Here is a 14,831-nt window from a genome sequence, read left to right on the forward strand (position 1 = left end):
CGTACGAGCCCGATTAGCCGGGCTAACCTTTCATGAAAGGAAGTTACACTTTACTGATCCGCAACAAATGAATCGCGCACCCGCTTCCAAAATGGAAATGGGCGAAATCTAACAAATCGAACCCTTTGATTTGCGACCCGATATTGAATTGATTTAACATCTTGGTGAACCATTGTTAAATGATCAATTGTAATTTGCAAGTTCATTCCTGTAACTGGTTTTAACACACACGTATGATGCTTCGGTAGTACGAGCGGAGATCCGACTGTACGGAAAACGCGGTTATTAATAGACGCCATTTCTGTAATTTGAATCGCTTCCAACGATGGATGAATAATTGCACCACCAAGTGCTTTATTATACGCAGTACTACCAGAAGGTGTTGAAATACAGAGACCATCGCCGCGAAATGTTTCAAAATATTCACCACGAATTTCTACATCCATAACAAGCGTTCCTTCACTGCTTTTTACCGTTGCTTCATTTAGCGCTAAATATTGTGATTCTTTACTTCCATTCATATAACGAATAATGACCTCTAATAATGGATATTCAACAACTTGAAAAGGCGTTTTCGCAATTGCAATGACAAGCTTCTCAACTTCTGTCGGTAACCAATCTGCATAAAATCCTAAATGCCCAGTATGCACGCCGACAAATGCTGTTTTGTCTAACCGATTTTGGTAGCGATGAAACGCATGCAGCAGCGTTCCGTCTCCTCCAACGGAAATTACAATATCTGGCTCGTTTTCATCCATTGTAAATTCAAAATTACATAAGTACTCGATCATCGTACCCATAAGCGCATTTGATGATTGATCTCCCTTTGACATAATTGCAAATTTCATCGCCCAACACCCTTTAGTTTATTATTCTGTTTCCTTCGTCTCTTTCTTGCGCGAAAAAATCTTTTGTGCCTCTTTAATTTCAAGACGAATCGAAGACATCTCTTCGTCTAATAAATAAGCTGCTTCAGCTGCGCGCTGCAAACGCACTTTAATATCTTCTGGAAAGCGCCCACGATATTTATAATTTAAAGAATGCTCGATTGTTGCCCAAAAATTCATTGCTAACGTTCGAATTTGAATTTCAACTAACACTTTTTTCTCTCCGCGAATCGTTTGCACAGGGTAACTAATAACAACGTGATAGGAGCGATATCCACTGTCTTTCTTTTTCGTCACGTAATCGCGTTCTTCGACAATTTCAAAATCGTTACGTTTTCGTAAAAATTCTACAACTGGCTTAATATCATCAACAAATTGGCACATCATCCGAAGCCCCGCAATGTCTTGCATCTCTTCTTGCAAACGACTGAGCGAAATGTTTCGTTTTTCTGCTTTATCAATAATACTTGCAACAGATTTGACTCTACCTGTTACAAACTCAATCGGCGAATGTTCGGCCAACATTTCAAACTGAGAACGCATTCCTTTTAATTTTACTTTCAATTCTCCTACAGCTTGATGATAAGGAGCTAAAAATTCTTCCCAATTTCGATCCAATGTAACCACCACCAAAACAAATCAGTTTCTTTTATCTCACTGAAAGCTTCTCTTTACAGAAACACTCTTTCTACTTCATTTACGAGTTTCTCACCATAATTTGCATTTCCTTCAATATTTTCAATTAAATAATCTAATTCTTCCTTCATTTGTTCTAACTCAATTTCAACGTCTTGAATACGCACAAACATTTTTTCGTCATTCTGCATTGCATGTTTTAATTCTTCCCAACACGTATGTGGGATGCTTACGTAAATAAAAGATGTTTCATTCTCTAAAATATATAAAAATGATAAATTGTCTGAATCCACAAGTACATGACTACGTGCCTTTAATTCTTCTACACATAGCTCTGTATTTTCTGCACAAAAAATAAGAGCATTCTCTCTTTTTTCTACGCTCTTAACTTGAATTTTATTTTGCATACTTTAACTCCTCCATATCATACTTCCTGTCATAATCAACACTTTCATTGTAACATAACATATACTGAAACAAATAAAACATTGATTGAAATTTAAGAAAAAGCGATAATGAGTAACAGATATTTTATAAAAGGAGCGTACATATGAAACAAGAAATTGAAATTGAATTTAAAAATATAGTGACAAAAGAAGAATTCCATTCTTTATGTCATGCATTTTCCATTACAACATTTGCAAAACAAGTCAATCATTATTTCGAAACGCCAGCATTTTCATTAAAAAACGCTGGTTCTGCCCTTCGTATTCGCTATAAAAATAATACGTATACGCTAACACTCAAACAGCCAGCAGAGGTTGGCTTATTAGAGACACATCAAACGTTAACAGAAGAAGAAGCTCACATAATGATTGAAACAAATAAAGTAATCGAGGGTGCTGTTTCTAAGCAATTAGAAAGCCTACAAATTCCTGTTTCTTCAATACAGTATATGGGAAGCTTAACAACAGAACGAGCAGAAACAACATTCGAAGGCGGTACACTCGTATTCGATCATAGTTTTTATTACGAGCATGATGATTATGAAATCGAATATGAAGTAAGCGATGAGCAGGCTGGACAAACAGCATTTTCTTCTTTCTTAAAGGAACATAATATTCCTGTCAGACATACAAAAAACAAAGTGCAACGCTTTTTTCTTGCCAAAGAGCAAAAAGAGCAATAAACTAGCAAAGGATTGATTGAGAGCTATTTATTTGCTCTTCATGACAATCCGTTGCTACAATAAAGTGAAACTTCCATCAGAGGGTGCCTTTCCCACTGATGGAAAGCTCTTACTTACAATTATCTCTCGCCTATCTCTTTGTTTTTCTACAAATAATAGCGGGGATAGATATATTTGATGGAAAAAGGAGTTATAAGGATGAACAAGCAACCAACGACACCATTTGAAGCAATTGGCGGTGAACAAGGCATTGCAAGATTAGTCGATACATTTTATTCCTATGTCAGTAAACACCCTGACTTATCTCCCATCTTCCCAGACGATTTAACAGAAACTGCTAGGAAGCAAAAACAATTTTTAACGCAATATTTAGGAGGACCGAGCCTTTATACAGAAGAGCATGGTCATCCCATGCTACGCGCTCGCCATCTGCCATTCGAAATTACACCAAAGCGAGCAAAAGCCTGGCTCTCCTGTATGGAGCAAGCAATGGATGATACGGATGTACACGGACCGATTCGTGATTTTATATTTGAACGTTTAACATTAACTGCACAGCATATGGTTAATACTCCTGAAACAGGTGAAGCTTAATGGATAAACAGGAATCAAAACATACTGTACCAATCTCTTCTTCAAAATGTGAGCCTAAGTCTGTAGAAGCATATTTATTTATTGATCCACTATGTAAAGATTGTTGGGAAATTGAGCCATTAATAATTAAATTATGGCTCGAATATGGAAAATACTTTTCACTCCGTCACATTGTTACTGGTAAGGTAGAAGGGGCTATTTCCCCATCACACAAATGGAATAAACCTGCTAATATTCGATTTGTGTGGGAGAAAACAACAAGTTTACAAGGGTTTTCTTGCGACGGAAAAGTATATATGCACAGCGGCGCATCAACTCCATATATCACTTCACTTGCAATTAAAGCGGCAGAATTACAAGGTCGAAAAGCAGGTTCGAAATTTTTACGAAAACTCCAAGAGTGCATTTTACTCGAAAATATAGCAAAACCAAACATAGATACGCTGCTCATATGTGCGAAGCAAAGTGGAATTGATGTGGAAGAATTCAAACAAGATTTACATTCTGTAAGTGCAGCAAAAGCATTTCAATGCGATTTAAAATTTACGAATGAAATGCACATTACAGAAATTCCTTCTCTCGTTTTCTTTCATGCAAATTCAAACGAAGAAGGAATTAAAATTGGCGGTATTTATTGTTACGATGTATACGTACAAGTATTAAAAGAAATTGTAAAAGAAGAAATTGAGCCACAACCACTTCCTTCTCTAGAACTATTACTAGAGCATGTTCAGTTTATATCAACAAAAGAAATTGCTTTTATTTATAATTACTCTGAAAATGAAACAGAACGAGAAATGAAAAAATTGTTACTGAAGAGAAAAGTGCGCATGATTGATATAAACCGAGAACATTATTGGAAATGGATTACAAAGGAAAACGACCTAGTGTAAACACTAGGTCGTTTTCTTTACGGCTTATAAAAATATTAAAGGGGATGGGAGAAATTTCACGTTCAAACAAAGGGGTATATGTTTGTATGTGAATTCGTTCACGTTTATTATATTACAAGATTCGACGTTAATTGACAACCTTTTTTGTCGAATTTCACATTTCTGTCACATTCTAAACGTTTTCATTTTAGAATACAATATATAAAGAGTCTTTTTAGGAGGGTTTTCATTGAAAAAATCCTATCTTGTATTACTCCTTTGTATTATTTTTTTGTTTTTTTGTTTATACGTTCTCTCATTATTACAAGTGTTTCCGCTTATTTTAGCACTTCCACTTTTATTTGGAGCAATTATATTCGCTGTATCTTATTTCAATAACCAAAAGCGTTTCAAAGGGTTTTAACAAAAAAACGAGAGTCATGCGACTCTCGTTTTCTTTCTACTTCTCTTCAAATAGAAGTGCTTCTAATTCATTTAATTTCTCTTCAAATACTTGCATTGCTTCCTTTACAGGCTCTGATGACGTCATATCAACACCAGCTTTTTTCAATACTTCAATTGGATAGTCAGAGCTTCCTGCTTGTAAGAACTCATTAATGTAACGTTCTACAGCTGGCTTACCTTCTTCTAAAATTTGTTTTGATAGAGCAGTTGCTGCACTGAAGCCCGTTGCATATTGATATACATAATAGTTGTAATAGAAATGTGGAATACGGGACCACTCTAAACCAATTTCTTTATCGATAACTAAGCTATCGCCGAAATACTTTTTATTTAGCTCATAGTAAATGTCCGTTAACATATCTGGTGTTACTGCATGACCTTCTTGCACTTTTTGATGAATCACATGTTCAAACTCAGCAAACATAGTTTGACGGAATACTGTGCCACGGAAACCTTCTAAATAATGATTCAATAAGTATAGGCGCTTCTTCTTATCATCTGTCGTTTTTAATAAGTAGTCATTGAGAAGTGCCTCATTACATGTAGACGCTACCTCCGCGACGAAAATCGAATAATCACCATACACGTAAGGCTGCGTTTTTCTTGTATAGTAACTATGCACAGAGTGACCGAACTCGTGCGCAAGCGTAAATAAATTATTTACATTATCATGCCAGTTCATTAATACATATGGATTTGTTCCATATGCACCAGATGAATAAGCGCCGCTTCGTTTCCCTTTATTTTCATATACATCTACCCAGCGATTTTCATATGCTTCTTGTAAAATTTCAACATACTCTTCCCCAAGTACATGTAATGATTGTAAGAGCATATCTTGCGCTTCTTTATATGTGACGTTCATTTTCACTTCTGGTACGAGCGGTGTGTATAAATCGTACATGTGCAATTCATCTAATCCAAGTGCTCGTTTCCGAATATCAATGTAACGATGTAATAAATGTAAATTTTCATTTACTGTTTCCACAAGTTGATCATACACAGACTCTGGAATATTATTATTGCTCAGCGCAGCTTGGCGAGCAGAATCATATTTACGGACACTTGCATAAAAATTATTTCGCTTAATTGCACCGTTTAATGTGCTTGCAAATGTATTCTTATATTTCCCATACGTTTCATATACAGCATGAAATGCATCATGGCGCACACGAGGATCATCACTTTCTAAAAATTGAATATAACGTCCATGCGTCACTTCTACCTCTTCCCCATTTTCATCTTGAATAGATGGGAATTTCAAGTCTGCGTTATTTAGTATACCAAACGTGTTACTAGATGCACCCATAACCTCAGAAGCTTGAGCTAATAACGCTTCTTCCGCCTCTGATAATACGTGAGGACGTTGACGCGTAATTTCTTCTAATGCATGCTCATATACCTTTAATTCTTTATTTTCTTGTAAAAATGATTGTAATGTCTCTTCTTCAATTGTTAAAATTTCTGGCACAATGTACGCCATGCCACTTGACGCTTGAGAGTATAAACTTTTTGCACGATCATTTAACGCTTGATAAGATGAATTTGTTGTATCTTGGTCATAGCGCATATGTGCGTATGTATACAGTTTGCCAAGACGCATTGATATCTCATCTTCATATTGCAGTGCCTCTAGCAATGTATTTGCTGACTCTCCAAGTTTTCCTTTAAATTCCGTCAGCTTTGGTAATAGTTCTTTTACCGCTTGAAATTCCGTTTCCCACTCTGCATCCGTTTGGAAAATATCTTCTAAGCGCCACGTGTTTTCTACTTCAATCTCGCTACGCGCTGGCAATGCTTTTACAGTTTTTTGTTCATTCATTTATAAACCCTCCTTATTTCTATCCCATATAAATCCATTTTGATTTTTCAACATACAAGTCGCCGCTATGCAGAAACAACATGATCGCTACTTGCCTTCTCCTTTTGTTTTAAATCGTGCCCATGGCAGAAAAAGGCCTTGACCGCTGCTATGCACGGCCAGATGCTCTCGTTCACCTAAAAGGAAAGGGTTTTATGCTGTTCTTTCAATTCGTATTTATATAGTACAATTCGATTCTTCTTATGTAATTCCTTCTGGGTACTTTTCTATTATATCCGTTTTCACTTTACTCATGTTGTACTTTGCTTCCAAAAGCATAAGAGCCTCTGTTAAAAATAAGCGATCAAATTTCTGCACTTCCTCTTCTGTTTTAGGAACAAAAAAATAACGTATTTTTCGATATTTGTAAACATCAACTTGCTCAATTTCCCCAATTACACATAAAAATCGCATATATTCTCTCACTGCTTGCTGCCAAAATATTTGCGGAAAATATGGCAGGGACCTTCTACGAATCCCCCTATGTCGTTCCACATACTGAAAAACAGTATGCAATGAAAAATATTCTCCTACCGCAAATTTTCCCAGTAGCTCAATTAAAATATAAGCTTGCCATATGAAAGAATGCGTACGAAATGCCAAAAGCGATGGTAACGGAACACCTATTTCAGCAGGAAAACAAGAAGGAGATATACGATTCTCATAAAGAAGCTCTAAAAAAGAACGCTCCCCCTGCTTCCACATATGAATGCCATTTGCTCGGAAGCGCTGTTTTTTATTCATCCACTCTTTTTCTAAACGTTCAATGGAAATAGGTGATGTTGTAAGAAGGGTTTTGAATGTAGTGATAGGAAGAGGAAAATAAATTGCATGTGAAAAAACGATCGACGAGGAAAAAGGTAAAAGAAGATTACATTTGAAAAAAGCTTTTACATTAGGACAAAAATAGAGGAGATATGGATTTGGACAATATTGCACACAGCAGGAATGAAAAGAGGATAGCGACAACCAATATGCCCCGTGACGTTTGAATTGATTCCCTCCTAAAATCCATAATATTTGAATCCCTTCTTTCCAATACCCTTCTGTTCGCTTTAACAACTGCTTCTCTGATAAAGTTGCGCATTGATATTCAATTGCAATTTGCCGATTATCAATTGTTACAAACAAATCCGGCCGCTGCTGAATCGCTGGTAAATAGTGTTCTATCTTTATTGAACAAACTTGTGACTGAAACCATCTGTATAACTGCTCTTTCCCCCGCAAATGGTACGCCGATTCATTTTCAAATTCAACTTTACAGCTATGTGATTTCTTATGTGCAAAGTGCCACTGCTTTTGTTTTCCTAATTTCAACTGTACTTCGTAATGACAAATGGGACAGAAAAAGCGCTCGTTCTCCCGTAACATCATAAGCTGCTTTTCCTGCCATCCATGAAGAAGATGAATTTCTTCTCCATTTTCTTTCTTCGCAACAAACATAGAATCACTCCTTTCTTCCGTATGGACTATTCGACAATAACAAACGAGTTCCTGCCCAGATAAAGTGAAACTTCCTTCAGTAGGCGCCTTTTCCTACTGAAGGAAAGCTCTCACCAATCGGGCTCTTACGGGCAGTTTTTTCGTCTTGAGACACTAGAAGATACTGCCCTAAAGTAGCGGGATACAAAAAAGACTCATTTCCATGAGCCTTTAAAGTAACGGAGATAATAAACGGTATGTCGATTCTACAATCCGCATCACAAGACGACGGTTATTAAAACGATCGACATGAATTTCATTCGACACCTGCAAATCTTTTTCAAAATCGGTCACAAGTTTGCGAATACTGTTTGTATCATATAAAAAAGCGTTCACTTCAAAATTCAAATGAAAACTTCTCATATCCATATTTGCCGTTCCAATTGACGCCAAATCAGAATCAACAATCACAACCTTGCTGTGTAGAAATCCTTTTTCATATTCATATATCTTGACGCCTGCCTCTAATAATTCTGGAAAATAAGAACGTGACGCATAAAATACCGTCCTCTTATCCGGTTTGCTCGGCATTAACAATCGAACATCAATACCTGCTAAGGCCGCTACTTTTAATGCTGATAAAATATCATCATCTGGAATAAAATATGGCGTTGCAATCCAAATTGATTTTCGTGCCGAGGCAATCATTGCAAAATATAAATGCTTAATCGTTTCCCACTTATTATCAGGTCCGCCTGCAACGAGCTGCACACCTCCCTGTTCATCCCCTTTTACAACATCCGCCTGTAAATAATCAGGAGTTAATACAGCTTCCCCCGTCATATAAAACCAATCTTGTAAAAAGATAAGTTGTAAACTTCGCACAGCTTCGCCTCGTAAATACAAATGAGTGTCTCGCCAAAAACCAAAATATTTATTTTCTCCTAAATACTCGTCCCCAATATTTAAACCGCCAACAAACCCTTCATTTCCGTCAACAACAATAATTTTCCGGTGATTTCGATAGTTAATCTTGTCGTTTAAAATAGGAAAACGTACAGGAAAAAACGGAACCATTTCAACACCGGCATTGTTCAATTCCTCAATATATGTGTTTGAAAGTTTAAAACTCCCTACAGCATCATATAAAAATCGAACGCTTACACCCTCTTTTGCTTTTTGAATAAGAATGTCCTTAATTTTTGTACCAATTTTATCATCACGCACAATATAATATTCCATATGAATATGATGCTTTGCCTTTTTCAATCCATCTAAAATAGCTTGAAATGTCTCTTTCCCATTTGTTAATACTTTCGTTTCCGTATGAAAGGAAATATTTAATGCCCCTAAACGATCAGCTAACCGAAATAACAATTCTTGATGTTCATGCTTTTTCAATATACGATCTTGATCGTACTCATGCCCTTTATACTGTAAAAATGCTTGTTCGTCTAAAAGCGCTTTCTTTTGAAACATTCGTTTCCTTCGAAAATTTTGTCCGAACAGAAGATATGCAAAAAAACCGATTACCGGAAAAATGCCAAGTACAATTAACCAAGTTAGTGTTTTCGAGGGATGACGATTTTCCAAAAAAATGACAAAACCAATTAGAAACCCTGATATTGTAAATAAAATACTTAAAATTCCTAAAAACGAAATATCTTTAATACCAATTACATCTGAATAAAATGCTACATCAATAAATAGACGCAACGAAATAAATACCACAAATAAACCAATTAAAAAGAACAATAGCTTCAACGTATTTTTCATATCCGCCCTCCTTACTTACAATCACGGTTCGTATATGTGCATTTAAAAAGCCGATTTCATTATAAGGAAATCGGCCTACATTCCAGGAGAAAAATGATGACGAATCGTTTCAAGTGCCCCTTCAGTAACAATTTGCTTTCCATATTCACGAACACGATGAATTGTTAAAGCGGATTCCTCGCCATATTCTAACATCACGCTTAAAATACGGTCAATTTCCTCTTCATCGTGCACTACCTCATCAAACTCGACATATACATAATAGCGGTTTTCAAATGAATATAATTCATCTTTTATCTCTTCAAATATAAGTCGATGACTTAATGAAATAACATGCTCAAAGTCGTCAAATTTAATTAAAAAACCGAATGTACCATCTTCGTTAAAAATTGCTCCTGCTTCTGCCTCTTCTAATTCCTGCTCAAATAACGATTCAATTCGCTCATCTAAAGGAATATCGATAATCTTATCAAGACCAATTGGTAATTCTAATTTTTGTCCGTCTTTCGAAAGCTGTGCTTTCGTTACAAGTACCTCAATTCCCTTTTCAAGTGCCTGCACTTGAATCCAAAGCGGCCCGTCTATAAAAAAGTCATCATGGTCACGCGCTTCATCCATCATTTCCCAAAATAATTGTTCACTTTTATCGCGATTATACCAAATGTCTTCACGGTTAAATCCACGGTCTTCTATATCAATGTACGAGATATAAAATTTCATCGTATGATCATTAACTCTTTCAATATCCATAATGCACCTTTCCCTTCCTATTTGGAATGGTTATGAAGGGACTCCCCAATCATATTACAAAAAAATTAGAATCTTGTACTCTCATTTTATGATAAGATGCACCAGAATGGAAATAAAATCACCTTATTTACCAAAAAAACAGTCATTTACCTAATTTCTCATTCAATATATACATACAAATTGAAAAAAACGCTTTTTTTAGTTAGGCGAGTGCTTCTGACCATGCATAGGAGCGGTCAAGGCCTTTTTCTGCCACGGGCGGGATTTAAAACAAAGGGAGATAGCGAGTGCAAAGCACCTTTTTTCTTCATAGCCGCGATTTATATGTTGAAAATCAAAAACCGAACTAAAATACTTTCTTTTTATGGGCGAGAGCATCTGGCCTAGCATCACAGCGGTCATGTTGTTTCTTCGTAGCATCAACTAATAGAGTCGAAAGTTAAAATGGATTCCCTCTTCTTATTTCAGAAAAAACATTGGACATGCTATCACCGGAAATGATTGTCCTATATTCTTTTTTCCTGCATATGATGTAAACGAAACAAGCTTACAAATACATCGGCTGTCCATATATCTCTTACCTATGACGTGACTGAAAACAAATCCGCTCCTAATAGACGATATTTCTCTCTATTAGGACTGAGTAAATGGAGGCAAACTGAATGGATTTAGACTTTCTCACATCCATCTTTATAATCGTTGGTATTGATGTTGTATTAGGCGGCGATAACGCAATTGTCATTGCACTCGCTAGTCGAAACTTACCAGAGACAGAACGGAATAAAGCTATTGTTTTAGGCACTGGTTTAGCCATCATATTACGTATCCTACTCACAATAATGGCCGTTTATTTACTTAATATTCCCTTTTTGCAATTAGCAGGTGGCATTTTACTCACTTTCATTGCAATCAATCTGCTTACAGATAACAGCCATGATCTTTCTAGTATTAAGGCAAAGACAACATTATTCCAAGCTGTGCGAACAATCGTTTTCGCAGATCTTGTTATGGGATTTGATAATGTACTTGCAATCGCAGGAGCTTCTCATGGAAATATTACATTAGTTATTCTCGGATTACTCATTTCTATTCCTATTATTATTTGGGGAAGTAAGCTTATTTTATTATGCATGGAAAGATTTCCTCTTCTCGTCTATATCGGCGCTACAATCTTAGCTTACACAGCAGGCAGCATGGTAACACATGAAGAAAATCTTAGATCATTTTTCGAGACAAAACCACTTTTCACGGCAAGCATTCCCTTTCTTTTTATGATTACGGTGCTACTAGTTGGAATTGTTGTAAACCAAGTAAAGCTGCGAAATACTTGAACTATTTATCATTGATTATTATCAGACTTTTGCTGTCTGCTATAAATACAAATAAAAACCCCATTTCTTTTTAGGGGGACGAGAGCATCTGGCCATGCATAGCAGCTACATATATGTTGAAAAATCAAAATGGATTTCTGTAAAATATCGGTCGTTTGACGAAATGTACAGTATATCCTCCGTACAAAATGAAAAGGAACTGATTCACTCATCCTGCTAAAACAGGAGAGGGAATCAGTTCCTTTTGCATATTATATTAATTTACAAGACGCTGCGCTTCTCGCAATTGGAACGTTCTCACTGTTCGTGGTAAGAAACGACGAATTTCATCTTCGTTATAACCAACTTGCAGGCGTTTTTCATCAATGATAATAGGACGACGAAGAATACCTGGGTAATCGCGAATAAGCTTATATAAATCTTGAAGAGGTAAAGATTCTAAATTAATATTCAATTCTTGAAAAATTTTAGAACGAGTTGAAATAATCTCATCTGTTCCGCTTTCCGTCATACGTAAAATCTCTTTAATTTCCTCAATCGATAATGGATCAGAGAAAATATTACGTTCTGTATAAGGAATATGGTTTTCCTCTAACCATAATTTCGCTTTTCTACAAGACGTACAACTTGGAGAACTATATAGTGTTACCATACATTACTCACTCTCCTTAAAAGAGTACAAATTCTGTACTATTTCACATTTTTATAATTACATTCAAACAAATTTTGTATTACTCATGATTACTTATCTAAAAATAAAGAACTTCTAAACCTGTAAGCGAACTTCTCTAAAAAAATAATTACTTTAAATAAGTAACTTCTATAATTCATTATACAATAGAACAGAAGAGAAATATACAATAATTTTTCTTCATAATATACATAAAAGTTATGCAAAAGATGTGCATTTTGTAAGAAAAGTATGTATACAAGAAAACAAAGGAACGTCTGTTCTTGATTTATTTTATCAAACTACTTTCCCGCCGTCTACACAAATACACTCTTTTTATCAAACAATTCTTTTTTTTTTGTCTTTTTCAACATACAATATAACTATACTTGTGCAAAGGGGGATTACATATGGGAGCTTTTTTTCTTGATTTTGTAATCGTTGCAGCATTAGTCATTGGGATCACCGCAACTATTGGGGTTGTAACAAATGGGATCGGCGAAAAATTGTTTGGCCGCAAAGACAAAATGAAATTCGTAAATAAATCTGCCGAAGTGCAAACTGGCTGGAATCAAGTTGGCGGTAAGGGAATTTATAAAAAACATACGTATTAAAAAAAGAAGCAGGATTCGAATCCTGCTTCTTTTTTCATGCGTATTATTTTCCTACAGAAGTCCATTTAAAGCTTAGCTCTGGACCATATTTATTGATGTAAAGATCTTTTATTGTTTCACGCTCTAAAAATGCTCTTCCACGTTGATAGATTGGTGCAATCGCCGCATCATCGAATAGGATTTTTTCTGCTTTCGAAAGATTATTCCAACGTCCTTTTACATCAGATCCTTCTTTCTTAGCCTTTGTAATCAGTTCATCATATTGAGCATTTGAATAGCCCATTTTATTTTGTGCACCGTTTGTTACAAATAAATCAAGGAATGTCATTGCATCTGGGTAGTCTGGTCCCCAACCGCTATATGAGATATCATAATCACCACTGCTCTCTAACTTTAACACTTGTGCAAAAGGTTGTACTTTCACATTTAGTTTTAAGCCTGGTAAATTCTTTTCTAATTCACCTTTTAAAAACTCACTAATTTTCTTCGCTAATTCTGTATCAGAGTTTAATAACGTTAATTCAATTGTGTCTTTTCCAAGCTCTTTTTTACCAGCTTCCCAATACTTTTTCGCTTCTTTCAGATCCACTTTTGCAAGCTTTCCATTTTCTTTACGGAAATCTTTCCCGTCAGAATTCTTAACAAAGTCTTCTGGAACTAAGCCGCCAGCTGCTTTTGAACCGTTATTCAACATTGTATTTATCATACCGTTGCGTTCAAACCCTAGAGAAATCGCTTTACGAATATTTTTATTTGCTAAAGCAGGATTCTTTTGATTTAAACGTAAGAAGAATACTGTTGGATCACTTGTCGTTTTAAAACCGCTATCTTTTCTATATTTATCTACAAATTCTGCTGATAAAAGAACACGGTCAACTGCTTTTGTTTCATATAAATTTACCGCTGTTCCTGTCTCTTTTACGATATTATAGTTGATTTCCTCTAATTTAACTGTTTTATTATCCCAATAAGATGGATTTTTCTTTAATTGGAAGCTTTGCTCATGTTTCCATTCACTTAATACAAATGGACCATTATATAATGTTGTATTTGCTTCTAGCCCATGCTTTTGACCTTGTTCTTTTACGAATTTTTCATTAAGCGGGAAGAACAGCGGATATACTGTTAAATTTACAAAATACGGAACTGGATTGTCTAGTTCTACTTCGAATGTATAATCATCAACTGCTTTGACACCTAATTGGTCTGCTGGCAATTGTTTCATATTGATCTTCTCTGCATTCTTCACATCAAACATAATGTAAGCAGATTTTGCAGCTGTATCTGGATTTACTGCTCGTTGCCAAGAATACACAAAATCTTTTGCTGTTACAGGGTCCCCATTTGACCATTTTGCATCTTTACGTAATTTAAATGTATATTTCTTTCCATCTGTTGATTTGTCATACGACTCGGCAACACCTGGAACTAATTTTTGATCTTTTCCAAGACGATATAACCCTTCCATTGCATTGTTCATTACGCTTGAAGATGCTGCGTCTGTTGTTAATGTTGTATCCATCGTTGGAAGCTCAGTTGTTTCAACCATATTGATTACTTGCTTCGCACTACTTGTGTCCCCTTTTGCTTTCGCCTGCGAATCATCTTTTGAATATCCGCATCCCCCTAGAATCATGCTTACTGTCAATGTTGATGCAAGTAGCACCGGCACCTTTTTCTTCATATATTATACCCTCCTCCAAAATGTTAGATCTTTCATTGAAAATAATAAAAAGTGATTAAGTTCTAACAATTCATATTATACATACAAATTGATTATTTGTATATTTATTTTTCTATTTTATGAAAATTTTCTGTTAACAT

General features: G+C 35.6%; 15 protein-coding genes. 6 read left to right on the forward strand and 9 right to left on the reverse strand.

Annotated features, from left to right (window positions below; genetic code table 11):
• Positions 1–50: 50 nt before the first annotated feature.
• Genes ACIGHG_RS02025 through ACIGHG_RS02035 form a run of 3 tightly spaced genes read right to left on the reverse strand, consistent with a single transcriptional unit; the run spans position 51 to position 1,930 of the window.
• Positions 51–848 carry an NAD kinase gene (locus tag ACIGHG_RS02025; protein ID WP_090915863.1) on the reverse strand — a complete coding sequence of 266 codons (798 nt, stop codon included), beginning with the start codon at positions 846–848 and terminating at the stop codon, positions 51–53.
• A gap of 21 nt (positions 849–869) precedes the next feature.
• Positions 870–1,505 (reverse strand): GTP diphosphokinase, encoded by a 636-nt coding sequence (gene yjbM, locus ACIGHG_RS02030; RefSeq protein ID WP_090915861.1) that lies wholly within the window; start codon positions 1,503–1,505, stop codon positions 870–872.
• A gap of 53 nt (positions 1,506–1,558) precedes the next feature.
• Positions 1,559–1,930, reverse strand: a complete 372-nt coding sequence (locus ACIGHG_RS02035) for a UPF0738 family protein (protein ID WP_090915859.1) — start codon at positions 1,928–1,930, stop codon at positions 1,559–1,561.
• A gap of 143 nt (positions 1,931–2,073) precedes the next feature.
• Between ACIGHG_RS02035 and ACIGHG_RS02040 the strand changes: the two genes are divergently transcribed.
• The 4 genes from ACIGHG_RS02040 to ACIGHG_RS02055 all read left to right on the forward strand — a co-directional run bounded on the left by ACIGHG_RS02040 (position 2,074) and on the right by ACIGHG_RS02055 (position 4,542).
• Positions 2,074–2,652, forward strand: a complete 579-nt coding sequence (locus ACIGHG_RS02040; RefSeq protein ID WP_336472172.1) for a CYTH domain-containing protein — start codon at positions 2,074–2,076, stop codon at positions 2,650–2,652.
• Positions 2,653–2,850: 198 nt separating this feature from the next.
• Positions 2,851–3,246 carry a globin domain-containing protein gene (locus ACIGHG_RS02045; protein ID WP_090915855.1) on the forward strand — a complete coding sequence of 132 codons (396 nt, stop codon included), beginning with the start codon at positions 2,851–2,853 and terminating at the stop codon, positions 3,244–3,246.
• A complete protein-coding gene (locus ACIGHG_RS02050) occupies positions 3,246–4,139 on the forward strand; it encodes a ClpXP adapter SpxH family protein (protein WP_336472173.1) in 894 nt (297 codons plus the stop codon). Before ACIGHG_RS02045 ends, ACIGHG_RS02050 begins: the two co-directional genes overlap by 1 nt.
• A gap of 229 nt (positions 4,140–4,368) precedes the next feature.
• On the forward strand, positions 4,369–4,542 hold the full coding sequence (locus ACIGHG_RS02055) for a hypothetical protein (RefSeq protein ID WP_090915851.1): 174 nt from the start codon (positions 4,369–4,371) through the stop codon (positions 4,540–4,542).
• Positions 4,543–4,578: 36 nt separating this feature from the next.
• On the opposite strand, the gene pepF is transcribed toward ACIGHG_RS02055, so the two are convergent.
• The 4 genes from pepF to mecA form a co-directional block, all read right to left on the reverse strand.
• Positions 4,579–6,405 (reverse strand): oligoendopeptidase F, encoded by a 1,827-nt coding sequence (gene pepF, locus ACIGHG_RS02060; protein ID WP_396546934.1) that lies wholly within the window; start codon positions 6,403–6,405, stop codon positions 4,579–4,581.
• 240 nt (positions 6,406–6,645) lie between these two features.
• The gene (locus ACIGHG_RS02065; protein WP_396546936.1) at positions 6,646–7,887 is read right to left on the reverse strand and encodes a competence protein CoiA; all 1,242 of its coding nucleotides are present in this window, start codon (positions 7,885–7,887) and stop codon (positions 6,646–6,648) included.
• A gap of 210 nt (positions 7,888–8,097) precedes the next feature.
• Positions 8,098–9,642, reverse strand: coding sequence for a cardiolipin synthase (gene cls, locus ACIGHG_RS02070; RefSeq protein WP_090915845.1), 1,545 nt, complete (start codon positions 9,640–9,642; stop codon positions 8,098–8,100).
• A 75-nt stretch (positions 9,643–9,717) separates the two neighbouring features.
• Positions 9,718–10,392: an adaptor protein MecA gene (gene mecA / locus ACIGHG_RS02075; protein ID WP_336472176.1), complete on the reverse strand. Its 675-nt coding sequence runs from the start codon at positions 10,390–10,392 to the stop codon at positions 9,718–9,720.
• A gap of 662 nt (positions 10,393–11,054) precedes the next feature.
• Here mecA and ACIGHG_RS02080 point away from each other — a divergent pair.
• Positions 11,055–11,723, forward strand: a complete 669-nt coding sequence (locus ACIGHG_RS02080) for a TerC family protein (protein ID WP_336472177.1) — start codon at positions 11,055–11,057, stop codon at positions 11,721–11,723.
• Positions 11,724–11,979: 256 nt separating this feature from the next.
• Here ACIGHG_RS02080 and spx read toward each other — a convergent pair whose 3' ends face one another.
• A complete protein-coding gene (gene spx, locus ACIGHG_RS02085; protein ID WP_090915839.1) occupies positions 11,980–12,375 on the reverse strand; it encodes a transcriptional regulator Spx in 396 nt (131 codons plus the stop codon).
• Positions 12,376–12,803: 428 nt separating this feature from the next.
• On the opposite strand from spx, the gene ACIGHG_RS02090 reads away from it, so the two are divergent.
• Complete coding sequence (locus ACIGHG_RS02090; RefSeq protein WP_090915838.1) at positions 12,804–13,007, forward strand: hypothetical protein; 204 nt, start codon at positions 12,804–12,806, stop codon at positions 13,005–13,007.
• A 43-nt stretch (positions 13,008–13,050) separates the two neighbouring features.
• On the opposite strand, the gene ACIGHG_RS02095 is transcribed toward ACIGHG_RS02090, so the two are convergent.
• Positions 13,051–14,691: a peptide ABC transporter substrate-binding protein gene (locus ACIGHG_RS02095; protein WP_336472178.1), complete on the reverse strand. Its 1,641-nt coding sequence runs from the start codon at positions 14,689–14,691 to the stop codon at positions 13,051–13,053.
• Positions 14,692–14,831 lie beyond the last annotated feature (140 nt).

The organism is Bacillus sp. NPDC077411 (genome assembly GCF_044543425.1).
Lineage (GTDB): Bacteria > Bacillota > Bacilli > Bacillales > Bacillaceae_G > Bacillus_A > Bacillus_A bruguierae.